The organism is Flavobacterium sp. TS_SC_5 (assembly GCF_056156265.1).
In genome coordinates, this window is the sequence record NZ_CM149588.1 from 2,391,360 (window position 1) to 2,414,627 (window position 23,268).

General features: G+C 34.5%; 19 protein-coding genes and 1 pseudogene. 17 read left to right on the top strand and 3 right to left on the bottom strand.

Features of this window, described 5'->3' with window-relative positions; genetic code table 11:
• Positions 1-38: 38 nt before the first annotated feature.
• The 6 genes and pseudogenes from AC0J6S_RS10480 to AC0J6S_RS10505 all read left to right on the top strand — a co-directional run bounded on the left by AC0J6S_RS10480 (position 39) and on the right by AC0J6S_RS10505 (position 11,136).
• On the top strand, positions 39-968 hold the full coding sequence (locus tag AC0J6S_RS10480) for a PorP/SprF family type IX secretion system membrane protein (protein WP_474953760.1): 930 nt from the start codon (positions 39-41) through the stop codon (positions 966-968).
• Between the two features lie 15 nt (positions 969-983).
• A complete protein-coding gene (locus AC0J6S_RS10485) occupies positions 984-2,930 on the top strand; it encodes an OmpA family protein (protein ID WP_474953761.1) in 1,947 nt (648 codons plus the stop codon).
• Positions 2,931-3,267: 337 nt separating this feature from the next.
• Positions 3,268-4,461, top strand: a pseudogene (locus tag AC0J6S_RS10490) (IS256 family transposase).
• A gap of 924 nt (positions 4,462-5,385) precedes the next feature.
• The gene (locus AC0J6S_RS10495) at positions 5,386-6,468 is read left to right on the top strand and encodes an efflux RND transporter periplasmic adaptor subunit (protein WP_474953762.1); all 1,083 of its coding nucleotides are present in this window, start codon (positions 5,386-5,388) and stop codon (positions 6,466-6,468) included.
• 77 nt (positions 6,469-6,545) lie between these two features.
• Entirely contained in the window at positions 6,546-9,713 is a 3,168-nt protein-coding gene (locus AC0J6S_RS10500; protein ID WP_474953763.1) for an efflux RND transporter permease subunit, read from the top strand.
• Positions 9,706-11,136: a TolC family protein gene (locus AC0J6S_RS10505; protein ID WP_474953764.1), complete on the top strand. Its 1,431-nt coding sequence runs from the start codon at positions 9,706-9,708 to the stop codon at positions 11,134-11,136. The genes AC0J6S_RS10500 and AC0J6S_RS10505 overlap by 8 nt, the downstream gene beginning before the upstream one ends.
• Before the next feature lie 1,321 nt (positions 11,137-12,457).
• Here the strand turns inward: AC0J6S_RS10505 and AC0J6S_RS10510 are convergent.
• Genes AC0J6S_RS10510 through AC0J6S_RS10520 form a run of 3 tightly spaced genes read right to left on the bottom strand, consistent with a single transcriptional unit; the run spans position 12,458 to position 13,963 of the window.
• Positions 12,458-13,420, bottom strand: coding sequence for a HipA domain-containing protein (locus AC0J6S_RS10510; RefSeq protein ID WP_474953765.1), 963 nt, complete (start codon positions 13,418-13,420; stop codon positions 12,458-12,460).
• On the bottom strand, positions 13,407-13,739 hold the full coding sequence (locus AC0J6S_RS10515) for a HipA N-terminal domain-containing protein (protein ID WP_474953766.1): 333 nt from the start codon (positions 13,737-13,739) through the stop codon (positions 13,407-13,409). Before AC0J6S_RS10515 ends, AC0J6S_RS10510 begins: the two co-directional genes overlap by 14 nt.
• A 5-nt stretch (positions 13,740-13,744) precedes the next feature.
• Positions 13,745-13,963, bottom strand: coding sequence for a helix-turn-helix domain-containing protein (locus tag AC0J6S_RS10520; RefSeq protein WP_474953767.1), 219 nt, complete (start codon positions 13,961-13,963; stop codon positions 13,745-13,747).
• Between the two features lie 806 nt (positions 13,964-14,769).
• Here AC0J6S_RS10520 and AC0J6S_RS10525 point away from each other — a divergent pair.
• The 11 genes from AC0J6S_RS10525 (at position 14,770) to AC0J6S_RS10575 (ending at position 23,187) form a co-directional block, all read left to right on the top strand.
• The gene (locus tag AC0J6S_RS10525) at positions 14,770-15,942 is read left to right on the top strand and encodes a molybdopterin molybdotransferase MoeA (RefSeq protein ID WP_474953768.1); all 1,173 of its coding nucleotides are present in this window, start codon (positions 14,770-14,772) and stop codon (positions 15,940-15,942) included.
• A 10-nt stretch (positions 15,943-15,952) separates the two neighbouring features.
• Positions 15,953-16,696, top strand: a complete 744-nt coding sequence (locus AC0J6S_RS10530; protein ID WP_474953769.1) for a sulfite exporter TauE/SafE family protein — start codon at positions 15,953-15,955, stop codon at positions 16,694-16,696.
• Between the two features lie 17 nt (positions 16,697-16,713).
• Complete coding sequence (locus AC0J6S_RS10535) at positions 16,714-17,286, top strand: molybdenum cofactor guanylyltransferase (RefSeq protein WP_474953770.1); 573 nt, start codon at positions 16,714-16,716, stop codon at positions 17,284-17,286.
• Positions 17,283-18,080 carry a uroporphyrinogen-III C-methyltransferase gene (gene cobA, locus AC0J6S_RS10540; protein WP_474953771.1) on the top strand — a complete coding sequence of 266 codons (798 nt, stop codon included), beginning with the start codon at positions 17,283-17,285 and terminating at the stop codon, positions 18,078-18,080. Before AC0J6S_RS10535 ends, cobA begins: the two co-directional genes overlap by 4 nt.
• Positions 18,077-18,313 (top strand): MoaD/ThiS family protein, encoded by a 237-nt coding sequence (locus AC0J6S_RS10545; RefSeq protein WP_474953772.1) that lies wholly within the window; start codon positions 18,077-18,079, stop codon positions 18,311-18,313. The genes cobA and AC0J6S_RS10545 overlap by 4 nt, the downstream gene beginning before the upstream one ends.
• A 12-nt stretch (positions 18,314-18,325) precedes the next feature.
• The gene (moeB, locus tag AC0J6S_RS10550) at positions 18,326-19,405 is read left to right on the top strand and encodes a molybdopterin-synthase adenylyltransferase MoeB (protein ID WP_474953773.1); all 1,080 of its coding nucleotides are present in this window, start codon (positions 18,326-18,328) and stop codon (positions 19,403-19,405) included.
• A gap of 19 nt (positions 19,406-19,424) precedes the next feature.
• Positions 19,425-19,862: a molybdenum cofactor biosynthesis protein MoaE gene (locus AC0J6S_RS10555; RefSeq protein WP_474953774.1), complete on the top strand. Its 438-nt coding sequence runs from the start codon at positions 19,425-19,427 to the stop codon at positions 19,860-19,862.
• 189 nt (positions 19,863-20,051) lie between these two features.
• A complete protein-coding gene (gene moaCB, locus AC0J6S_RS10560; RefSeq protein ID WP_474953775.1) occupies positions 20,052-20,966 on the top strand; it encodes a bifunctional molybdenum cofactor biosynthesis protein MoaC/MoaB in 915 nt (304 codons plus the stop codon).
• Positions 20,953-21,960, top strand: coding sequence for a GTP 3',8-cyclase MoaA (gene moaA, locus AC0J6S_RS10565; RefSeq protein WP_474953776.1), 1,008 nt, complete (start codon positions 20,953-20,955; stop codon positions 21,958-21,960). The genes moaCB and moaA overlap by 14 nt, the downstream gene beginning before the upstream one ends.
• A 439-nt stretch (positions 21,961-22,399) precedes the next feature.
• Positions 22,400-22,642 carry a hypothetical protein gene (locus tag AC0J6S_RS10570; protein WP_474953777.1) on the top strand — a complete coding sequence of 81 codons (243 nt, stop codon included), beginning with the start codon at positions 22,400-22,402 and terminating at the stop codon, positions 22,640-22,642.
• A 332-nt stretch (positions 22,643-22,974) separates the two neighbouring features.
• Positions 22,975-23,187, top strand: a complete 213-nt coding sequence (locus AC0J6S_RS10575; RefSeq protein ID WP_474953778.1) for a DUF3800 domain-containing protein — start codon at positions 22,975-22,977, stop codon at positions 23,185-23,187.
• The last annotated feature ends 81 nt before the right edge of the window (positions 23,188-23,268 follow it).

Consider the following 23,268-nt stretch of genomic DNA (forward strand, 5'->3'; position numbering starts at 1 on the left):
ACTGTAAAAATCCTTAAGAATTAAAAAAAAATATAGAGATGAGAATGAAGATAGTAAGTTTTGTTTTTCTGTTAGTATTTCTATCGGGATACGGACAACAAGATGCTCAGTTTACCCAGTACATGTATAATACAATTAACATAAATCCGGGTTATGCTGGTTCTAGGGGGTCATTGAGTGCTTTTGCACTCCATCGAACACAATGGGTAGGATTAGATGGTGCACCCATAACCAATACTGCTTCGATGAATACTCCCATCAATAGTAGTAATATAGGATTAGGTGTGTCAATAATAAATGACAAAATCGGACCATCTGACGAAAATAATCTTGCCGTTGATTTTTCTTATAGCATAAATACATCGGATAATTATAAACTATCTTTCGGAATAAAAGCATCGGCTAATTTGTTGAATGTAGATTTTAATAGATTGAGTCAATATGATCAGAATGATTATGCTTTTCAGACTAATATTGATAATAAATTTTCTCCTAATATTGGGGTTGGCTTTTATTTGCATTCGGATAAATCTTATGTTGGTTTATCGGCTCCATATTTACTGGAAACTAAGCATTTTGATCGATACGCTGCTCCAGGTGCAAATAGTCATGTTGCCAAAGAAAATATTAATTTGTATTTAATAGCGGGGCATGTTTTTGATTTAAGTTACAATGTAAAATTCAAACCATCATTATTAACTAAGTATGTTCAGGGAGCTCCTTTGCAGGTAGATTTATCAACAAACTTCATGTTCAATGATAAGTTTGTTATGGGAGTAGCGTACAGATGGAGTGCCGCGGTAAGTGCTATGGTAGGCTTTCAAGTAACTGATTCATGGTTCATAGGATATGGATACGACTTAGAAACCACACGACTAGCCAATTACAATTCAGGTTCTCATGAAATCTTTTTGCGATATGAATTGTTCAATAACTACACCAAAATAATTTCTCCAAGATTCTTCTAAATAACGTAAAGCATTATGAAAATAAGAAAAATATTTTATAGTTACAGTACGGTATTGCTGCTGTTGACATTGTCAGGATATAGTCAGAAAGCTAAGGTACCTTCAGCTGATAAAAAGTATGAAAATTATTCGTACGTAGATGCTATTTATACCTATGAGTATGTAGCCTCAAAAGGATATAAGGATGAGAAAATGTTTCAAAAATTGGGTAATGCTTACTATTTTATAGCAGATCTTGTCAAAGCAGAGAAATGGTACACTGAACTTTTCGCTATGAATCAAGAACAGGAGCCAGAATATTATTACCGCTATTCGCAAACATTAAAAGCTGTGGGTAATTATACCAAAGCCGATACGATGTTAGAAGAATTTAATAAGCGATCGAAAAATGATCAGCGGGGAAAACTTTATGCAGAACAAAAAAATTATCTGGAGGACATAAAAACTAATTCGGGTCGTTTTGAAGTAGTAGATGCAGGTATAAATTCCGAATATTCTGATTATGGGAGTTCTTTTTTGAAAGATAATTTGGTGTTTGCATCAGCAAGAGATACAGGTGGAGTTGCAAAGAAAGTGTTCAAATGGAATAATAAATCATTTACCAATTTGTATTTTTCGGAAATAAAGCCAGATGGAGAGATGGGAAAAGCAATTCGTTTTGATAAAAGTATCAACTCTAAATTCCATGAGTCAACTCCGGTGTTTACACGAGACGAGAAAACAATGTATTTCACCAGAAACAATTATTTAGATGGTAAAAAGCAAAGAAGTTCGGAAAGAATAGTTTTACTAAAATTGTATAAGGCTACGTTCGAGGCTGGAAAGTGGCAAAATGTTATAGAATTGCCCTTCAATAGTAATGAATATAGTGTAGCGCATCCTGCTTTGAGTTTGGATGAGAAAATCTTGTACTTTGCTTCTGATATGCCAGGGACAATAGGACAATCCAATTTGTTTAGTGTGACGATAAACTCAGATGGTAGTTATGGATCGCCAAAAAATTTAGGGAAATCAATTAATACAGAAGGTAGAGAAACATTTCCTTTTATAGCCAAAGATAATGAATTGTACTTTGCAAGTGATGGACACCCAGGACTAGGAGGATTAGATATATTTGTTTCAAAAATAGGGGAATCTAATCTTTTTGGAGAAGTCCAAAACGTAGGGTCACCCATTAATGGGCCTCTAGATGATTTTGCTTTTTTAATCAATAGTAAAAATCGTAATGGTTTTTTTACATCGAATAGAGAAGGCGGCAATGGGTATGATGATATTTACAGATTTACAGAACTACGAAAACTGACTTGCGAGCAAATGTTGTGTGGAATTATCACAGATAAGGAGACAGGGATACAATTATCAGATGCAAAAGTAAGTTTGTTCGATGACGAATTTAAGTTAGTAAAAGAGAGTTTAATCGATGAAACAGGGAGATATAATTTTGAGGCAGTGTGTGGTAAAACATATTATGTAAGAGCAGATAAAATGTCGTATGAAACTACAGAAGAAAAAGTTACAATACGAAACAGAACTGGTAAGACAGAGTTGTCGTTACAGTTAGAAAAACGTATTAAAGAAATAGGAGTTGGAACTGATTTGGCCAAAACGTTGAATATACCAATCATCTACTTTGATTTGGACAAGTCGACTATTAGAAAAGATGCTGCTTTTGAACTAGAGAAAGTACTATCAGTTATGGAATCAAATCCGAAGATGAAAATAGATGTGCGTTCACATACGGATAGTAGACAAACCAATAAGTACAATGAAAAGTTATCGGATAGAAGAGCGAAAGCAACTATTGAATGGTTGATTAAAAATGGAATATCATCCGATAGATTAACTGGAAAAGGATATGGTGAAAGTCAACTGGTAAATAAATGTGTTGATGGAGTGAAATGTACTGAAGACGAACACCAAGCGAACAGACGTAGTGAGTTTATTATTGTTACAATGGAATAATAAAATTAAAATTGATAACAACAAATTTTCTAAAGTACCCCACAAAGTTAGATGCTATTGGGGGGTATTTTTTTAGATGATTAGTCAAGTATGATAATGTTATTAAGTTTCAATGAGTGAAATAACATTTGAAAAAAAAATTATGTTTTTTACTCTTCGAATCTAGAAAGTTATAATGAGTCTAACAATTTCTAAATGGGTTAGATTGAATAAGCAGTTTTGGACATTGTTTTATAAATTCTAATGGTAGTATTTTATAAAGTGTAGGTAAAAAAAGTATTAGGGTTTGCACAAACCCTAATACTTTTTTTACTTAATTTTAATATTTACACATTTTATGAAAAAGGAAGATTTATTATTCGATGAATTTTTGAGGCAATTCAAAACAGGCGAAGACCTTTATGGCTTTTTAGCGCAACTACAAAAGCGAGGAATAGAGAAAATGCTCGAAGGTGAATTAGATGCCCAGTTAGGCTATGATAGGTAAAAGAAATCTACTAGAAACCAATGCTCGTAATGGTTTCTAACAAGAAAATAAAAACCTCATTTGGAAAATCCGAGATTCAAGTTCCAAGAGTTGGGACGCTTCTTTTAATCCCTTAATTGTCCCTTAAGGCAAAATATACTAGGTGGTTTAGAGAATGTAATTATCTTTCTTTATGGCCAAAGGTATGAGCAATAGCGACATCGAAGAACAAATTAGAGAAGTCTATAATTCTGAAGTTTCCACTAGTACCATCTCCCGAATTACCGATACTGTTTCGAGTGACATAATTGCTTGGCAAAACAGGCCTTTAGAAGCTGTTTATTTGATAGTCTGGATGGATTGCATTGTTTTTAAAGTTCGTGAAAACTCAAAAATAATCAACAAAACCATTTATTTGCCCGTTGGACTCAACAGAGATGGCAAAAAAGAAGTTCTCAGAGTATGCTTAGGAAAGAATGAAAGTGTTAGTTTTTAGCTTGGAGTTCTTACCGATTTAAAAGTTAGAGGTGTTGAAGACATCCTAATTACAGCTATTGACAACTTAAACGGATTTACGCAGACTATTAAAAATGTGTTTCCAGAATCACAAACCCAAATCTGTGTCGTACATCAAATTTGCAATCCGGCAAGGTATGTGGTTTAGAAAGATAAAAAGGAATTTTAGGTGGATATGAAGCTTATTTACAACGCTCCAACTAAAGAAGCAGCCAAAGCATCCTTGAAAGATTTTTCTAAAAAATGGAACCATAAATATCCATCCGCTATTAAATCTTGGGAAGAAAACTGGGAGGAACTTACCATATTCTTTGACTTCCCTGTAGAAATTAGAAAAATAATTTACGCAACAAATTTAATTTAAAATCTGAGCGGCAAAATCAGAAATACACCAAAAATAAAATATCATTCCCAACAGATGAAGCTGTCTTAGAATTTGTACATACGGCTTTAAGAGAAGCAACCAAAACATAGTCAATGCCAATCTTTACCTGTGGATTAATACTCTACCAGTTTTTAACTACATTTGAAAAAAGTGTTCAACTTTAATTAAAAAGTCAAATCCCTATATTTTTTACTTACACACTTTTTAGGATAGTGTCATTAAAGTATAAACATGAAAATAGTTGTCCTGTTTTAAAGAAGAGTTTTTGAATTAACAGAACGCTTTGAAAGAATATTTACGAATACAATTGTTTCGGGCTTCCTATAAATCGCTATTTATTGTTCGCCATTTGTTTATATAACTCTAAAAATTATATGTTTAAAGGTATCTAATGCGTTCAAATCTATTCATTTTTTAGTGAATTTTTCTTTAAAGGTGTTGCAATCGTTTTCTCTTTTTTTTCCTTGTTAAACATAATTTAAATTGTTTTTTTCTTTCATTATTTTCATTACTTTTGGCCTTGAAATGAGAGTAACTGTATTTTTTCTATATTTGTTTTTCTATCTGCAAAGCGGAGGAAATTATATACATGCTGCTTCGCATGACAATGTTATTTACAACTCGATAACTTCTAGTTTTTTAAAGTCAGATCTAGTAAAAATTGATAACACTAGTTCAGGTAGTATTATGTTTAATGCTGATGGATTTGATATAGAAGAGGAATTTTCCAACAGCGATTCTCTCAAAGACAAAAATTTAAATAAAAATTTCACCGAAAAATTTGGCGTTTTAAAAATTTGGTATCAGACATTTTCTTGTCAGTCTGTTATAAACCATTGTAATAAGAATTTTAAAATCTTCGCACCATTTTGTGGGCAGTCAAATCCTATTTATATTATTCAGCAGGTATTAAGAATTTGATTAATACTGAAATCAGTTACTAAATTTTTGAGGTTGCTTACTTTATGAAAGCTTTGCGTTTCCATGTATGGTATTTCAGCTCCAATATTTTTTGTAAACTGATGACTTTTTATGTCTAAGGAATTCCCAATTCCATGTATTTAATCGCTTAATTTCCATTTTACATCATGAATAAAATACTCGTGTTCACGGGCTTGATTGCCTTGTTGTGTCTAACAAGTTGTACAACAAAAAAAGAAGAAAAAGAAGAAGAGACAAAATTTATTGTTACCAATCCAATAAAAATTGATACTTCGTTTACCAAACAATATGTTTCACAAATTCGTTCCGTTCGAAACATTGAAATCCGAGCTCAGGAAAAAGGATATTTACAAAATATCTATGTAGATGAAGGACAATATGTAAACGCAGGTCAGCTACTATTTAGAATTATGCCGGGAATGTATCAGGCAGAATTACTAAAGGCACAAGCAGAAGCCAAAGGCGCTGAGATTGAATTACAAAATGCCAAAACCCTTGCCGACAAAAATATAGTTTCCAGAAACGAACAGTCTTTGGCTCAAGCCAAATTGGAGCAGGCAAGAGCCGAAGTGGCTTTGGCTAAACTTCATTTATCTTTCACTGAAATCAGAGCGCCATTTGCCGGAACTATTGACCGAATTCCCTTGAAATTAGGAAGCTTGATTGATGAAGGTGAAATACTAACTAGTCTTTCTGATAATAGTCAAATGTTTGCCTATTTTAATGTTTCGGAACCTGAATATTTGGACTATCAAACCCATATAAATGACAGGGCTAATACCAAAGTAAGCCTGCTTTTAGCAAATAACGAAGTCTTTAAATTCAAAGGGGATGTTGAAGTTATAGAAAGCGAATTTAATAATGAAACAGGAAATATTGCTTTTAGAGCACGATTTCCCAATACGGATAAATTATTAAAACACGGAGAAACAGGAGAAGTTCAAATGATTGTTGCGTTGAATAATGCAATTGTAATTCCACAGAAAGCAACTTATGAAATTCAAGATAAAAAATATGTTTTTGTAGTGAATAAAAACAATGCAATCGAGTCCAAAGAAATTACCATTACTGGTGAAATCCCTGATTTATATGTTATTGCCAGCGGTATTACTCTTAATGACAAAATTTTATTAGATGGAGTTCAGAAAGTGAAAGAAGATGACAAAATTAAATACGAATATGTATCGCCAAAAGAGGTTATCACTCATTTACGATTAAAAGCAGAGTAAAAGTGTCCAGTATTCAGTGACAGTTTGCAGTTCAAAATTTAAACTTCAATTTGGTTTAATCATTAAAAAATAAATAAATGTTTAATAAATTCATACAAAGACCAGTGTTGTCCATAGTGATATCGCTTGTAATTGTCTTTTTAGGGGTATTGTCGGTACTTAATTTACCGATTACCCAGTTTCCTTCCATTTCGCCACCGATGGTAAATATTACCGCTGATTATCCTGGATCTAATGGAGAATTGATGATCAAATCGGTTATCATTCCGCTAGAAAGAGCGTTAAATGGAGTTCCAGGAATGAAATATATGACTTCTGATGCTGGAAATGACGGTGAAGCCAGTATTCAGGTAGTTTTTAATTTAGGAACCGATCCGAATCAGGCTGCTATTAATGTTCAGAATCGTGTCGCTTCTGTTACCAATAAATTACCACCATTAGTAGTCCGTGAAGGAGTGAAAATTACTCGAGAAGTACCGAGTATGTTGATGTATGTCAATCTTTATAGTACGGACAAAAATACCGATATGAAGTTTTTATACAACTATGCTGATATCAATGTTTTGTCCGAATTGAAAAGGGTAAATGGGGTAGGTTCTGGAGATATTTTAGGAACACGTGAATATGCAATGCGTATCTGGCTAAAACCAGATCGTATGTTGGCGTATAAAATTTCTGCCGAAGAAGTAATGGAAGCTTTATCCAGTCAAAGTTTAGAAGCTTCGCCAGGAAAAACTGGAGAAAGTTCTGGTAAACGTTCACAAGCATTTGAATATGTATTGAAATATTCGGGTCGTTTTACTACCAAGGAACAGTACGGAAATATTGTAGTACGATCCAATAGTAACGGAGAATTATTGCGTTTGAAAGATATTGCAAAAGTAGAATTTGGTAGTTCGATGTATGATATTTATTCAAATTTGAACGGAAAACCTTCTGCAGCCATCATACTGAAACAATCTTTTGGATCGAATGCCAATCAGGTTATAAAAGATTTAAAAACTAAACTAGAAAAAATTAAGACGAAATTTCCAAAAGGAATGGATTATGAAATCTCTTATGACGTTTCTAAATTCCTGGACGCTTCTATCGAAAAAGTAGTTCATACTTTGGTTGAAGCTTTTATCTTGGTTGGATTAGTGGTGTTTCTTTTCTTGGGAGATTGGCGTTCTACGGTTATTCCAGCTATTGCGGTGCCTGTTTCTTTGATTGGAACTTTTGCTTTTATGACTTTCTTTGATATTTCATTGAACTTAATTACGTTATTCGCCTTGGTTTTAGCTATTGGAGTCGTCGTCGATGATGCCATTGTGGTGATCGAAGCTGTTCACGCCAAGATGGAAGAAGAACATCTTTCGCCACTAAAAGCGACCAAAAAAGCAATGCACGAAATTGCGGGAGCTATTATAGCGATTACATTTCTGATGGCTGCGGTATTTATTCCAGTTGCATTTATGTCGGGTCCGGTTGGAGTTTTCTACAGACAATTTTCTATTACGATGGCAACTGCAATCATCCTTTCGGGAATTGTAGCGTTGACTTTGACACCAGCACTTTGTGCAATGATGTTAAAAAACAATCACGGAAAACCAAAAAAGAAAACGCCTATCAATCGATTTATTGATGGTTTCAATGATAAGTTCAATTTGGCTCAAGGCAAATACCAAAATGTATTGGGTAAAATTGTCAATAGAAGAACAGTTACGTTTATTGCACTTCTGGGATTCTGTGCTGGAACTTGGCTGATTAGTAGCACTGTTCCTTCTGGATTTATTCCAAATGAAGATCAGGGAATGTTCTATGCCATTATTCAAACACCTCCGGGATCTTCACTAGAAAGAACCAATAATATTGCCGAGAAATTACAGAAAATTGCTGAAACAATTGATGGTGTAAAATCGGTTTCGTCATTAGCAGGTTACGAAATTTTGACCGAAGGAACTGGAGCAAACGCTGGAACTTGTTTAATTAATCTTAAAGATTGGGATGATCGAAAAGAATCTGTACAGGAGATAATGACAGAGCTCGAAGAAAAATCGAAAGATATTCCCGGAGCTAACATAGAGTTTTTCCAACCACCAGCAGTTCCGGGATATGGTGCAGCAGGAGGATTTGAACTTCGTTTGCTTGATAAAACAGGCACTAGCGATTTCAAAAAACTGGAAGAAGTCAATAAAGAGTTTGTGGAGGAATTGAACAAACGTCCAGAATTAACGAATGTTTTTAGTTTCTTCAGCGCCAGTTTTCCTCAATATATGATGAAAGTTGATAATGATATAGCACAGCAAAAAGGGGTTTCCATCGAAAATGCAATGAATACTTTGTCCACATTGGTGGGAAGTAACTACGAAATCAGTTTCATTAAATACGGAATCAACTATAAAGTAATCGTTCAGGCTGCTCCGGAATATCGTGCACAACCTGATGATATTTTGAAATTATACGTAAAGAACAATCGGGATGAAATGGTGCCTTTTTCCGCTTTTATGAAATTAGAAAAAGTATATGGACTTTCGGAAATCACCCGACATAATATGTACACTTCTACTGAAATTAGTGGTGGAGCTGCGTCAGGTTATAGTTCCGGAACAGCTATTAAAGTGATTCAGGAAGTAGCAGCCAAGAAATTACCAAGAGGATACGATATTGATTGGGCAGGAATTTCTGCCGATGAAGTAGCACAAGGAAATCAAGCCATTTGGGTATTCCTGATTTGTTTGGGATTTGTGTATTTGGTTTTGGCAGCCCAATACGAAAGTTTTATACTGCCATTATCCGTAATACTTTCTTTACCAGCGGGAATTTTTGGAGCTTTCCTTTTATTGAAAATAGCAGGATTAGAAAACAATATTTATGCCCAAGTGGCAATGGTAATGCTTATTGGTTTGCTAGGTAAAAATGCCGTTCTGATTGTCGAATTTGCCATTCAAAGGCATGCGGCTGGAAAATCAGTTTTTGAAGCTGCAATGGAAGGAGCAAAAGCCAGATTCCGTCCTATTTTGATGACTTCTTTTGCTTTTATCGCAGGTTTAATTCCATTAGTATTTGCCTCTGGACCGGGTAAAATTGGTAATAGAACTATTGGTACAGCGGCAGCAGGAGGAATGCTGATAGGAACTATATGCGGGGTATTTGTGATTCCCGGATTGTATTATGTTTTTGGCAAAATTGCTGAAAAATATAAACTGGTAAAAAATGAAAAAGAAAATCCATTAACCGAAGAATTTGATGATAATCATGTATAAAATAAAGAATTATAAATATATTGTCCCGCTAGGTATTTGTCTGGCGGTGGCAAGTTGTACGCCTGCTTTAGCACCGTTGATTGAAACCAAAGCAGTTCCGGAATCTTTCGACAAGAGCACCGATACTACCAACATAGCTGCGACGCCTTGGCAAACCTATTTTAAAGATCCTAATTTGGTAAACCTGATTGAAATTGCTTTAAAAAACAATCAGGAATTACAGATTACTTTGCAGGAAATTGAAATTGCTAAAAACGATATCCGTGTGCGAAAAGGTGCTCTTTTGCCAAAAGTAGGTATTGGCGCAGGCGCAGGAATTGAAAAAGTGGGAAGATATACCAGCCAAGGCGCCGGAGATGCATCAACTGAAATTCGACCCGGCTTAGAAATGCCAGATCCATTGGGCAATTTGAAAATAGCCGCTTATGCCAATTGGGAAGTAGATATTTGGAAAAAATTGCGCAATTCTAAAAAAGCAGCTGTAAGTCGATATTTATCAACGGTTGAAGGAAAGAATTTCGTAATCACTAATCTTATTGCTGAAGTTGCTGATTCGTATTATGAATTGCTGGCTTTGGATAGCCAATTAGATATTGTAAAACAGAATATTGCCTTGCAAAGCACCGCTTTGGAAATTGTGAAAATTCAGAAAGAAGCTGCTAGGACAACTGAGTTGGCTGTTCAGAAATTTCAGGCAGAGGTTATGGCTTCCAAAAGTATGGAGTTTGAGATTCTCCAGAATATAAAAGAAACTGAGAATAAAATTAATTTCTTGTTAGCGCAATACCCGCAGGAAATAAAGAGAGATAAAACGAATTTTATTAGCGTGTTGCCTACGGTAATTCATTCTGGGATTCCTGCTCAATTATTGGCGAACAGACCCGATATTAAACAAGCAGAAATGGAATTGGAGGCAGCAAAACTAGATGTAAAAGTAGCTCGTGCTGAGTTTTATCCTTCATTAGATATTAGTGCAAGGGTAGGCGTAAATGCTTTTAAACCATCGTACTTGTTTACATTACCAGAATCATTATTGTATTCATTAGCAGGAGATTTTGCAGCACCATTGATCAATCGAAATGCAATAAAAGCGGAGTATAAATCTGCGAATGCCAGACAAATTCAGGCGCTGTACAACTATGAGCGTACAATTCTTAACGCGTATCTCGAGGTTTCCAGTCAGCTTTCTAAAATTAATAATTTGGAAAAAAGTTACGAATTGAAAGCGCAACAAGTAGAGGCTTTGAGCCGCTCGATTACGGTAGCAGGTGATTTATTTAAGTCTGCCAGAGTGGATTATTTTGAAGTTTTGATGACCCAACGTGATGTTTTGGAATCCAAACTCGAACTTATAGATACCAAAAAAGCGCAACTTAACGCGGTGGTGCATGTTTACAGAGATTTAGGTGGCGGATGGAAATAAATTCGGGTTCCTAATAAAGAGTATGTCAATAATTACTTTTAAACAGTAGTGAGCATAAGTTTACTACTGTTTTTTTTATTTTATAAAAACCCATTTCAATTTAGTTTTGATCCCGTTATCGTGGGTACTGTCTTTTTTACGAAATCCATAGAGCATCCATTAAAATAAAATTTAGAATTTATGACAGTTATATTTTTATCTGGTATGAGGTGTCTCTCCTAGATTTTAACTTTATACTAAAATAAAAAAGTGTTCGACGCTCACTTTGATCATAATCAGTTTTTGCTATAAAACTTTCTAATTATAATTTAATTGTTTTTTGTGGAGTGACTGGGGCTTCAATCGAACACCTTATGTCAATTTTAACTTTTTTTGATAGCTTAAAATTATGACGTAATATGTTGTTTTTTAATCACTTAATTAAAGTGATTATTTTTTAATTTTAAAATATTTTGCGAAATGTTTTTAATAATTCTAAGTTTTTTTAAGGTAAAAAGTTATAGCTAAAGTAGTCGTGAGAGTTCGACTGTCAAACTCTTTTCACAGCTGAACACTTTAGATAGATAAATTTAAAACAAGAAAATTATCTAATCAAATTCTCCTGAAATGTAATTATTTCAGGAGAATTTTCGAACCATTTTTTAGATGATTTAAAGAAATTAGCAATCTCAAATTCAATATAAATTTTAAAACAAAAGCAGAATTGGTAATAAAGATAAATAATAATTTTTTCCTATCCTTAATAATAATTTAGTGAGGGGATGAAAAAAATATATCAATCATCGGTTTTCGATGCAGAAATTATCAACCCAGTTTTTATAGGGGTTTACAGATGTCGATGTACAAATAAGGTACTAATCTGAACAAAATAACACCTCAATAACACCTCAATAACAACAAACAAACCTTTAACAAATTTAAAGTAAATTATTGTGTTTATTCAATTTGAAGTACTATATTTCGAAGAACACATTAATCCAATGGTTGATCGAAAGTTATAATTTTTTTTATAAAAATTTAAAAAACAGCACAATTATAGCATTAATGATTCAATGACTTTGAACTTTTAACGTTTTTTTTGAAACTTTCAATGGGGATGAAAGAGAGATTTGTATCTCTTTATAATTTACTGTTTGTTAATAAATTAGGCTCTTGGATGTTATATGGCTAACCGAATTTACCCTATTTTTACCGTGCTGAATTCAATAAATAATGCTCTATAAGAGTGCTGTTTTATTGAGAATTATGCAGCAAAATAACAGAAAATGACTCTAAAAAATGAACAAGTTATCTAACCTAAATTTATGAAAAAAGTGTTTGCTTAATCGGTTTCAAATAACCTATCGTATCTTTCTTCCAACAAAATTTTGTATTTTTCTTTGAATGGATCCGACAGGAATGAATTATCAATCCACTGGATAGCTATGGACTTGTTTTTTTGGAACCGTTTTGCAATTCCTTTTATTTGTTTTTCATTCAAGCCAAGGTTAATGCCCAGTCTTTTGAAATGTTCCCATTTTAATTTTTTCTTTTTACCTTCCAATGTTAAAGCTAATTCCTCGGTGTCATCTGGATTTACGATGGCCACGTTTAATAAATCATAGGCTGGTGCCAATGTCCAGGTTTCCCCGGGATGGATCATCGAAAAGTTTTTCAGGTGCATATCATTATTGCCGGTCAGAAAACTGAAAATACCCAGTTCCAGAAAGTATACTTTGTCCAGCAAAGTATTATCTGAAAATTCGTCTAGAGCTTTGCCTATTTTTTCCATCGAGCTTTTGTACTTGTCAAAAGCTTCTGTGATTTGGAACATATCGAGCATGTGAATTTTTTCTCCAGTTTCCGTTCGGTCAATGCGTTTGGTGATATAGGACAATTCGCCCGACTGTAATTTGATCAAGCTCGACTTTACGGTGTTGATGCCGAAAGCTTCCGCAATTCGCATCGTTACATGCTCATTTTCTGGCATTTCAGGGAATTGTTTGGAGGGTGGTTTGAAAATATAATTGCCGCCTAAAGTGCCAACGACTGTAAACCTTCCTTTGTTTCCGTCCTGGATAGTATCGTTTACAATAGATAACGACAATTTGGGTTGTACTCCAGGTACTGCCACGCTTCGTTCTACCACATTTTTGGCTAATTCTACCATTTGCTTTAACGAATGCTCGAATGCCGGCTGTTGTTTGGTACCGAAAAATTCTAAGCTGCACTGCTCATGAAAATCATCACCGATTTTATCGTCTAATGATTGGTAACAATATAAACATTTCTTAGGCATCTTCATTTGGTATTGGTTGAACACTGACTGCTCCGATACAATTTTGGCAACAAGCCAAAAGGAGTCCCATACGATCGTTTGGATTTATTTTCCAGTTTTTGGAGGCAATATCCAATAACCATCCTTCGGGTATTAAACCTTCAAAAAAAGGGAATAACCGTTTTTCCGTATATGTTTTTGTTCGTACCGGCATGGTCAAAGTGATACTTTCTTTCGGATGTTCCGCTACATACTTTTCTTCGTATTGAAACGTATAATCCCCATCATCTGTTTCTGTGAGTACTCCTGCCAGGAATTCTTTATAATAGATTGCTGCTTTTCTCATAGATTCTAATCTTCACTTTTTGATAATTCCCTTGCATTTACCGGAGCTAAGGTATGTCCGAACATTTTGAGTACCTGGTTTACTTTTTCGAGATTCAGGTTTTCTTTTCCTTGTTCTATTTTTCGTATCACTGTAAGAGCAACACCGGCTCGCACTGCAAAGTCCTCCTGAGTGAGGTTTACCTCATTTCTTTTCTCTTTTACAAAATCTGCTATTGTTTTCATAGTCGGAAATTTATTGATTCTTATAGATTCTGTGTAATCGCCATTTTTAATGATTTTAACTGTATTGTTAGCGATGGCATAATTATATGCTTTTGCAACAATTTTAAACAAATATAATTAATTATATGTAAAAGCATATAATTTGTTTTATTAAATTAAATTTATATGTAAAAGCATATAGTTGAAATTGATGATTTATTTTGAATGCCCACCGACATTTAAGTCGATAACTGTGATTTGTTTCAGAAAATGCATATGGAATAGTAGCCTCTTTTTATCTGATTTAATAGCTTAAAATTTGTTTAATAATCAATCGAAAAGTGTTGCAAGAGGATAATGGATATGCAAACAAAAAGTAAAGATAAAGTTAAAGAGGAATAGTTCCTTACTCTATTAAAAACAAACATTGTTAGATCTAGAAATTGAAGATACTTGATGAAGTCCGAATCAGCAGTACCTGCAAATACTGACTTTATGGAAAGTAAAAAAATCTTGATAAGATCTGTTTCATTAATAATAAATAATTCCACTAAAGCTTTCATTAAAATTTGCTATTACAGGGGCCTATATTTTGTGGCTCAAAGATTTCAACTTCTATTAATAAACCAATCTATATATCATTTTTTTTGTTTTTTGTTTTACGGATATTTCAGATTTGATATAGCTTTATTTGGTTTATGATAAGTAAAACCAATTTAATTGCACTTTATTCATTTCGTCAGTTATTGAAGTTAATTTTTTATTGAAGTTGGTATATTTACGTATATTCGCAATAAGTATTTTTACTTATTTTTATTCAAAATTGTATGATACAAGTAGACCAAGCCTTATCAATTATTGCACAAAATAGTTGCAAGATGCCTATCAGGAAAATTAAAGTAGCTAAATCACTTGGTTTTATTTTGGCGGAAGCTATTTATTCACCAATGGATATGCCTCCTTTTCGTCAATCAGCAATGGATGGTTACGCTTTTGCCTGTAGTGAAATGCAACAGTTTAATGTGGTAAGCACTTCGAAAGCCGGTGATTTTTCGAATAAAAAAATAAAAAAAGAAGAGGCAATCCGAATATTCACAGGTGCTTATGTCCCAGATAATTTGGATACGGTTGTGATGCAAGAGCATACTACGGTCGCAAATCAAACGCTTGAAATCACCAAAATGCCCGCACAGTTTGCGAATGTCAGAAACAAAGGCGAGCAAATCAAGGAAAACGAGCTGGTACTTGAAAATAATACGGTGATAACTCCCGCAGCTGTAGGTTTTTTAGTCTGTTTAGGAATCACTGAAATTACCGTTTATGCGAAGCCAAAAGTTGCGATTGTGGTTACTGGAAACGAATTGGTAAAAGCAGGTAAGAAATTGGCTCAAGGAAAGATTTACGAAAGTAATTCGATTATGCTGCAAGCCGCTTTGCAGGGAATTGGTATTAAAAAAATGGAAACATTCCGGGTAAAGGATAGTTTGAAAGCTACTAAAAAGCTCTTGAAATATTGTGTGTCTGCATTTGATGTAGTGCTTGTTTCGGGCGGAATTTCGGTTGGGGATTATGATTTTGTGAAGGAAGCGCTTTTATTTAATGGAGTAGTAGAGTTGTTTTATAAAATCAATCAAAAGCCTGGAAAACCATTATTTTTTGGAAAAAAAGACAAAACGATAGTTTTTGCTTTGCCTGGAAATCCAGCCTCGACATTGACCAGTTTTTATATTTATGTTCATCCGGCGCTAAAAATAAATATGGGTTTTGAAGCGGTTCATTTGCCAAAAATCAAACGAAAAATAACTGCACACTTTGAAAATACCTCAGGGAAAACATTGTTCTTGAAAGCGTTTTTTGATGATGAAAAAGTGACGGTTTTAGAGAGTCAAAGTTCCGCCATGCTGAATACTTTTGCAACAGCAAATGCTTTAATTTGTTTGCCCTATGATGCCGTAAATATTGAAAAAGATCAGGAAGTACTGGTTATACCACTTAATTAATAGCGTAAAGATGTCAATAGTAAATAATGATTTTTTGATTGTATTCGGCGTATTATTAGTGGTGGTTGCGTTTTTGTATTCCAGTGTGGGACACGGCGGTGCTTCGGGATATTTGGCATTGATGGCGATTTTTGCACTCCCTGTTTCGGTGATGAAACCTTCTGCTTTATTGCTTAATTTGTTTGTTTCAGGAATTTCTTTTTTCTTTTATTATAAAAAAGATTTCTTCAAGCCCAGACTGTTTTATCCTTTTGCGATAACTTCGGTACCGGCTGCTTTTATTGGAGGGATGATTCCGTTAGAAAATAGTTTTTATAAGATATTGTTAGGAATTGTTTTGATTCTGGCAGCGTTGCGGTTGTTCGGTTTTTTTAATTCAAAAGAAACAGAAAGTGCCAAAATAAATATTCCTTTAGCTATGGGAATAGGTTTCGGGATAGGGTTGTTATCTGGAATGTTAGGGATTGGCGGAGGCGTTATTTTGAGTCCAATTCTATTATTATTGGGTTGGGCAAAGTTAAAAGAAACAGCAGCTATTTCCAGTTTATTTATTCTGGTGAACTCTATTGCAGGACTTTCGGGATATTTTATGGGAGACAAAACGTTTCCAACAGAAAGCTTTTATTTAGTTCCAATAGCTGTTTTCGGAGGGATTTTAGGAGCCTTTTACGGGAGTGGTTATTTTTCGAATAAGGTTTTAAAATATGTATTGGCAACCGTAATATTATTAGCGAGCGTGAAGTTGATTGTTTAATCAATACATTAGAAAGTATGCAAGTATCGATTCTTTGTGGAGGGAAAAGTAGCCGAATGCAATCGGAGAAAGGATTGGTTTTATACCAAAACAAACCTTTTATCAAGCATATTATTGAATCGGTTTTGCCAATTTCAAGTAATATTCAATTGATTACGAATACAAACGATTATGATTATTTAGCATACAAAAAAATAAAAGATATTGTAGTTGATAAAGGACCTTTGGGCGGAATATATACCGCTTTGGCTCATTCAGAAACCGTGATGAATTTGATATTGAGTTGTGATATTCCATTGATTTCTAGTGAAATACTATTGGAGTTGATCGAAAAGCATAGCTCAAATTTTGATGTTTCTGTTTTTGAAGATGCAAATCGGATTCATCCTTTGATAGGAATTTATGCTACAACTGTAATACCTGTTTTAAAAAAGGCAATTGATGATAATGATTTAAAAATGATGCGCTTCATTTCAAATGTAAAACATCAATTGATTCCGATTACGGATGAAAAAAGACACTTATTTAAAAATATAAATTCTGTTGCCGAGTTGAACGAATTAAATACCAATTTATCCCAGTTAAAATGAAAAATTCAAATACACCAAAATTGACAATCGTCGGGGCAGGTCCTGGAGATGTAGAGTTGATTACTTTAAAAGCTATTAAAGCGCTGGAAAGTGCTGATGTAGTTTTGTATGACGCCCTTGTAAATGAAGAATTATTGCAATATGCGTCGGATGCCGAAATCATTTTTGTGGGGAAACGTTTTGGTTGTCACGCCTACAGTCAGGATCAAATTAATGAATTGATTGTGTCGATGGCAAAACGTTTTGGCCATGTCGTCCGATTAAAAGGCGGCGATCCATTTGTTTTTGGAAGAGGAAGTGAAGAAATAGAATTCGCCGAAAAATTTGATTTGGAAACAGCAATTGTTCCCGGAATTTCATCGGCTTTAGGAGTGCCGGCATCAAATGGAATTAGTTTGACACAAAGAAAAATTGCCGAAAGTTTCTGGGTAATTACCGGAACTACTTCGGATCATAAATTGTCTAAAGACGTGGTTTTGGCATCACAATCCTCAGCAACGGTAGTTATTTTGATGGGAATGAATAAATTGGACGAAATTATTTCGATTTATCAAAACAACAGAACCGATGATTTGCCTGTTGCCATCATTCAAAACGGAACAAAAGACACGGAGAAAAAAGTGGTTGGAACAATGAGTTCGATTGCAAAATTAGTTCAAGAGCAACAACTTTCTTCTCCCGCAATTATTGTCATTGGTGAAGTGGTGCGAAATGCTTCGAAACTAACGGCTTATTTTCAAGAGGAGAATTTAGAAGACGAGTTTATTTTTCAAAATTTAAATGTAATGTCATGATAACGGTAAAATATTTTGGAGCTATAGCTGAAAAAACAAAAAGTCAAGGGGAAGAATTTTCTTTTTCGAATATGTCTTTGAAAGATTTATTGTCTGTATTAAACTATAAATATGAATTGAATCTGCTTTCATTTAGCGTAGCCATTAATCAAAAAATAATACAAGATACGACCAGTTATATTCTAAAAAGTAACGATATTGTTGCTTTATTACCACCATTTGCCGGAGGATAGAGATTTAAGATTATGGAAACAACACGATACAACCGACAAATTATACTTCCTGAAGTAGGCATTAATGGTCAACAAAAACTGCAGCAAGCCAAAGTCTTAATAATTGGTGCCGGAGGATTGGGTGTGGCTGTTTTACCGTATTTGGCTGCAGCCGGAATAGGGGAAATTGGGATTATTGACGATGATCGAATCGAAGTGACCAATTTGCAACGCCAAGTGATTTACAAAAGCAGTTCGGTGGGGAAAAGCAAAGTGCTGGAGGCAGCAGCAATGGCTTTGGAACTCAATCCTTCGATAAATATAAATGCAATCACGGAGAAATTAGACTCGAAAAACGCAATTTCTTTATTCGAACACTATGATATTATGGTTGACGCCACGGATAATCTAACTACTAAATATTTGATTAATGATGCGTGTTGCGTAACCAACAAACCGTTTGTTTACGGTTCTATTTATAAATTTGAAGGGCAGGTTGCTGTTTTTAATTATGAAAACGGACCTACATACCGCTGTTTGTTTCCAGAGGAAAATAGTGAAGTAAGGAACTGTAATGATGCAGGTGTTATGGGAATATCGGTGGGAATCATCGGGATGTTTCAGGCGAATGAAGTTTTGAAAATGGTTTTGGGAATAGGAGAGTTGTTGTCTGGAAAATTATTGGTTTATAATATGTTGAATAACGAACAACAGAAATTTGAGTTTTCAAAAAAAGTTACGAGCACTATTGATTTACTAACTTTCAAAAACAAGTATAGCTCAGTAGAAACTGCAAATCTTGAAATTAGTGCTGCTCTCGCTTTGGAACAAATAAATAATAAAAATGTTGTTTTTCTTGATGTTCGAAATTTGGATGAGTATCCAAAAATAACAATCAAAAATGTACTTCAAATTCCGTTACACCGTTTAAAAGCAACCTTGCATCTGTTGGATAGCAATGCAGAATTATTTGTTTTTTGTCAATCCGGAATTAGAAGTAAAAAGGCAGTAGAGATTCTTAGAAATAATAATTTCAGGAATGCCAAAAGTATTTCCGGTGGCGCTAAAGCATTAGATAAAATAGATGCCTACAAGGCTTTTGAAACTTTGTAAGTATAAATAAAATAAAATCATGAGTAAGAAAACTGTTTTCATTCAAGGACCAATTTCTTCGGAATTTATAGGGCAGTCGATTGCCAAACATCAATCGAAAACCACTATTGGTGCGCACAATATTTTTTTGGGACAGGTCAGAGCCGATGTAATTGATGGGCAAACCGTAGCTGCAATAGATTACACCGCTTACGAAGAAATGGCAGACGAAGCCCTGAACGTAATTAGAGAGAAAGCTTTTGCGCAATTCGATTTAATTTGCATGCACATTTATCATAGTTTGGACGTGGTTAAAGCAGGAGAAATCTGTTTATTTGTCTTTGTTTCGGCAGCCAGAAGAAAGCAAGTGTATGAGGCCACGGAAACGATTGTGAATTGGATAAAAACAGATGTGCCTATTTTTGGCAAAGAAATTTTTGAAAACAGTACATTTACTTGGAAGAAAAATAGTTTGTAATCATAAAAGTCATAAAGTCATAAAGTCATAAAGCCATAAAGTCGAAGGTCGAAAGTCTTAAAGTGGATTAGGCTGAAGTCTTTTTGAATTCTATAAATAGAATAATCCAAACGAATTAAAAATAACGGTTTTATTGTTTCAAGAGGCTGACTTTGCAACTTTAGATTTTAAAACTATAGACAGATAAAAATGGTTGATATCACACATAAAATAAGTACGCTCCGTACCGCAACCGCAAAAGCAACAGTTATAGTTAGCAAGCAAGAAACTATTGATGCCGTTGTAAATAATCTGGTTCCAAAAGGAAACGTACTGGAAATGGCAAAAACTGCTGGATTGTTTGCCGTGAAGAACACGCATTTATCCATTCCGGATTGTCATCCTATTCCAATTGAATTTACTTCGGTAGCATATGAAATCAACGAATTGAGCATTGATATTATTTTCAATGTGAAAACGGTTTACAAAACCGGAGTTGAGGTCGAGGCGATGCACGGGGCTTCAATTGTGGCGCTTACGATGTATGATATGCTGAAGCCAATTGACAAAAACATCGAGATTTCGACGATTAAGTTAATCAGTAAGGAAGGTGGAAAATCGTCTTTCAAAAATAGATTTCCATCAGCCATTAAAGCGGCGGTTTTTGTTTGTTCCGATTCTATTTTTGCAGGCGATAAACAAGATCGTTCCGGTAAAATTATTGTTGAAAAACTGGAAACTAGCGGAGTGGAAACTACGCATTACGAAATCATACCGGATGAAATTGATGTGATTCAAGAGCGCACTAAAGCTTTCGCCAAAGAGAATCAATTGATCATTTTTACGGGAGGAACCGGGCTTTCGCCAAGAGATGTTACACCGCAAGCATTGGAACCTTTATTAGAAACCAGAATTCCGGGAATCGAGGAAGCCATACGAAGTTATGGGCAAGAACGCATGCCGTATTCGATGCTTTCCAGAACCGTAGCAGGAACTTTAGGAAATTCGTTGGTCTTGGCTTTGCCCGGTTCAACCAATGGTGCAAAAGAATCCATGGATGCCATATTTCCTCATGTGCTACATGTTTTTCATATTTTAAAAGGCAATAATCATGACACCAAATAATGCTGTTTTAACGGATGATTTTGGACGTAAACACAACTATTTGCGTATTTCCTTAATTGAGAGATGCAATTTGCGTTGTACCTATTGTATGCCAGCCGATGGAATTGTATTAAGTCCAAAAGCGAGCTTGATGACGGCTGACGAAATTCACGCCATCGCCCAAACATTCGTCAATAATGGTGTTGACAAAATAAGATTGACCGGCGGAGAACCGTTGTTACGAAAAGATTTTCCTGAAATTATAGCCAAACTAGCGTCACTCAAAACCGAGATTTCCATTACTACAAACGGAATTCTGATTAACAAACATATAGACGTTTTAAAGCAATTTAAGGTCAAGAAAATCAACTTGAGTTTAGATACTTTGGTGGCTTCCAAATTCCATTCGATTACCCTTAGAAACCAGTTTCAGAGTGTAATTGATAATCTGCATTTATTGTTGAACAATGATTTCAAAATCAAAGTAAATGTGGTTTTGATAAAAGGATTCAATGACGACGAAATCATTGATTTTATTAAACTCGCCGAGTTTTTACCCATTTCGATTCGGTTTATAGAATTCATGCCTTTTGCAGGAAATGAGTGGGATAAGAGCAAAATGGTTTCTCAAAAGGAGATTCTGGATCAGGTGCAACATCATTTCCCGGAATCCCATTTAGAGAAATTAGAAGATGATAAAAACTTCACCGCCAGAGAATTCAGAATAAAAAACTACTTGGGAAGTTTTGGGATTATCAGTTCGATAACCAATCCTTTTTGTGACGGTTGCAACAGAATTCGGCTTACAGCCAACGGGAAAATTAAAAACTGTCTGTTCTCCAACTCCGAGACAGATTTACTGACGCCTTTCAGAAATGGCGAAGCGATAGAAGACTTGATTGCTTTTGCCATTAAAAACAAAAAGAAAGTACGCGCAGGAATGGCTACAATCGAGGATGTGAATAATCCTGCTTTGAATCAAGATAACCGCAGCATGATTGCTATTGGCGGTTAATACGACGCTTTTTTTAGGAGCTACTCCCGTTATTCGTTACAACCTATTTGGTCTCAAACCCTTTTTCTAGGCGCTGGCAGGAGCTTCCTGCGGTCGCTCTGCCACCACCAGAAAAAGTGGTTCTCCACCTGCATGGGGTATTCATTGCTACCGGGGCTAGGGTATTTGTGGAAAAAACCGTGAATGCGGTTTCCCGTAAAGTTTACTATTAAGAAGGAATTATTTTTGAAAATAAGTTAATTATCAAAACTGATTTATCAGATTTTTCGGTGATTAAATACTACATTTGAAAGAAGTAATGTCTGATGATTATCAGTGCTGCCTAACCGATTTAGGATGATAAGTATAATAACGTCAGTACTATATGCTAGTTATTCCTAATTATAAAGAAACTATGTACACATTTGAAGATATGAACTAAAAAGATAGATTAAAGGATTTGCTTTTACAATACGAAGAATTTAAAAAAGATGACACATCATCAGTTAAAGCAACTGAACTATGTACTAATGCGTGGCATTTGGTTGATTGGGTTTTTGAACAATACAAAGATGTCCATTTAATGTCTTCTATTGGAGATTTTAGAGAAACACTTTATCCTGAATGTGGATCACTAAAGATTATGCATGATATTGATAATGGTTCAAAACATTCAAAAGTTTCTACGCCAAGGCCTCAATAAATACAACTTTAAGACACGAAGGTCCATTTTCTAATGTTTTTAGTAGAGAATTTGATCAAACAAGTCTTGAAATAGAAATGGAGGAAGGAACTATTTTATATTTTGTCTATGAAATTGAAATAGTAATCAAATTTTGGAAAGACCATTTTAAAAATAGGCTTGACATTGAAATAGAATAACTAGGTATGACCTTTGGCAATATGGCGGATTTAGTCTTCTTTTAAAGATGGTTTTGTATTTGTAAAAATAGTTGTTACCCGAAAGTTTAGACTTACTTAATCCGCCACATCGCCAAGTGAATAAACGTTATACCTCATTAAAAAAAAAACAAAATGCAACAAAATATTACTGCATTTGTAGACGAATTTGGGAATAATTCTTTTGATTTTGAAAGTCAAGGGATACATTTTATCGTTGCAACAATAATTTGCAAAAATGAGAATTTAGAAAAACTTCGAAGTGATATTGATTCGATTAGAAAACAACATGGTTTTCAAACTGGCGAAATGAAATCATGCGGTGTTGCCCAAAATTATTCATTATAATTGAAGTATTTATAGTAGTAATGGTTCTTCTTTTACAATCTTGTTTTGTAAAAGGAGTACCCATTTTTATATTTTAGAATC

Excerpts from the sequence above, each read along its gene's own strand:
- AC0J6S_RS10480 (WP_474953760.1), top strand. The coding sequence starts at position 39 with ATGAGAATGAAGATAGTAAGTTTTGTTTTTCTGTTAGTATTTCTATCG.
- AC0J6S_RS10485 (WP_474953761.1), top strand. The coding sequence starts at position 984 with ATGAAAATAAGAAAAATATTTTATAGTTACAGTACGGTATTGCTGCTG.
- AC0J6S_RS10495 (WP_474953762.1), top strand. The coding sequence starts at position 5,386 with ATGAATAAAATACTCGTGTTCACGGGCTTGATTGCCTTGTTGTGTCTA.
- AC0J6S_RS10500 (WP_474953763.1), top strand. The coding sequence starts at position 6,546 with ATGTTTAATAAATTCATACAAAGACCAGTGTTGTCCATAGTGATATCG.
- AC0J6S_RS10505 (WP_474953764.1), top strand. The coding sequence starts at position 9,706 with ATGTATAAAATAAAGAATTATAAATATATTGTCCCGCTAGGTATTTGT.
- AC0J6S_RS10510 (WP_474953765.1), bottom strand. The coding sequence starts at position 13,420 with ATGAAGATGCCTAAGAAATGTTTATATTGTTACCAATCATTAGACGAT.
- AC0J6S_RS10515 (WP_474953766.1), bottom strand. The coding sequence starts at position 13,739 with ATGAGAAAAGCAGCAATCTATTATAAAGAATTCCTGGCAGGAGTACTC.
- AC0J6S_RS10520 (WP_474953767.1), bottom strand. The coding sequence starts at position 13,963 with ATGAAAACAATAGCAGATTTTGTAAAAGAGAAAAGAAATGAGGTAAAC.
- AC0J6S_RS10525 (WP_474953768.1), top strand. The coding sequence starts at position 14,770 with ATGATACAAGTAGACCAAGCCTTATCAATTATTGCACAAAATAGTTGC.
- AC0J6S_RS10530 (WP_474953769.1), top strand. The coding sequence starts at position 15,953 with ATGTCAATAGTAAATAATGATTTTTTGATTGTATTCGGCGTATTATTA.
- AC0J6S_RS10535 (WP_474953770.1), top strand. The coding sequence starts at position 16,714 with ATGCAAGTATCGATTCTTTGTGGAGGGAAAAGTAGCCGAATGCAATCG.
- cobA (WP_474953771.1), top strand. The coding sequence starts at position 17,283 with ATGAAAAATTCAAATACACCAAAATTGACAATCGTCGGGGCAGGTCCT.
- AC0J6S_RS10545 (WP_474953772.1), top strand. The coding sequence starts at position 18,077 with ATGATAACGGTAAAATATTTTGGAGCTATAGCTGAAAAAACAAAAAGT.
- moeB (WP_474953773.1), top strand. The coding sequence starts at position 18,326 with ATGGAAACAACACGATACAACCGACAAATTATACTTCCTGAAGTAGGC.
- AC0J6S_RS10555 (WP_474953774.1), top strand. The coding sequence starts at position 19,425 with ATGAGTAAGAAAACTGTTTTCATTCAAGGACCAATTTCTTCGGAATTT.
- moaCB (WP_474953775.1), top strand. The coding sequence starts at position 20,052 with ATGGTTGATATCACACATAAAATAAGTACGCTCCGTACCGCAACCGCA.
- moaA (WP_474953776.1), top strand. The coding sequence starts at position 20,953 with ATGACACCAAATAATGCTGTTTTAACGGATGATTTTGGACGTAAACAC.
- AC0J6S_RS10575 (WP_474953778.1), top strand. The coding sequence starts at position 22,975 with ATGCAACAAAATATTACTGCATTTGTAGACGAATTTGGGAATAATTCT.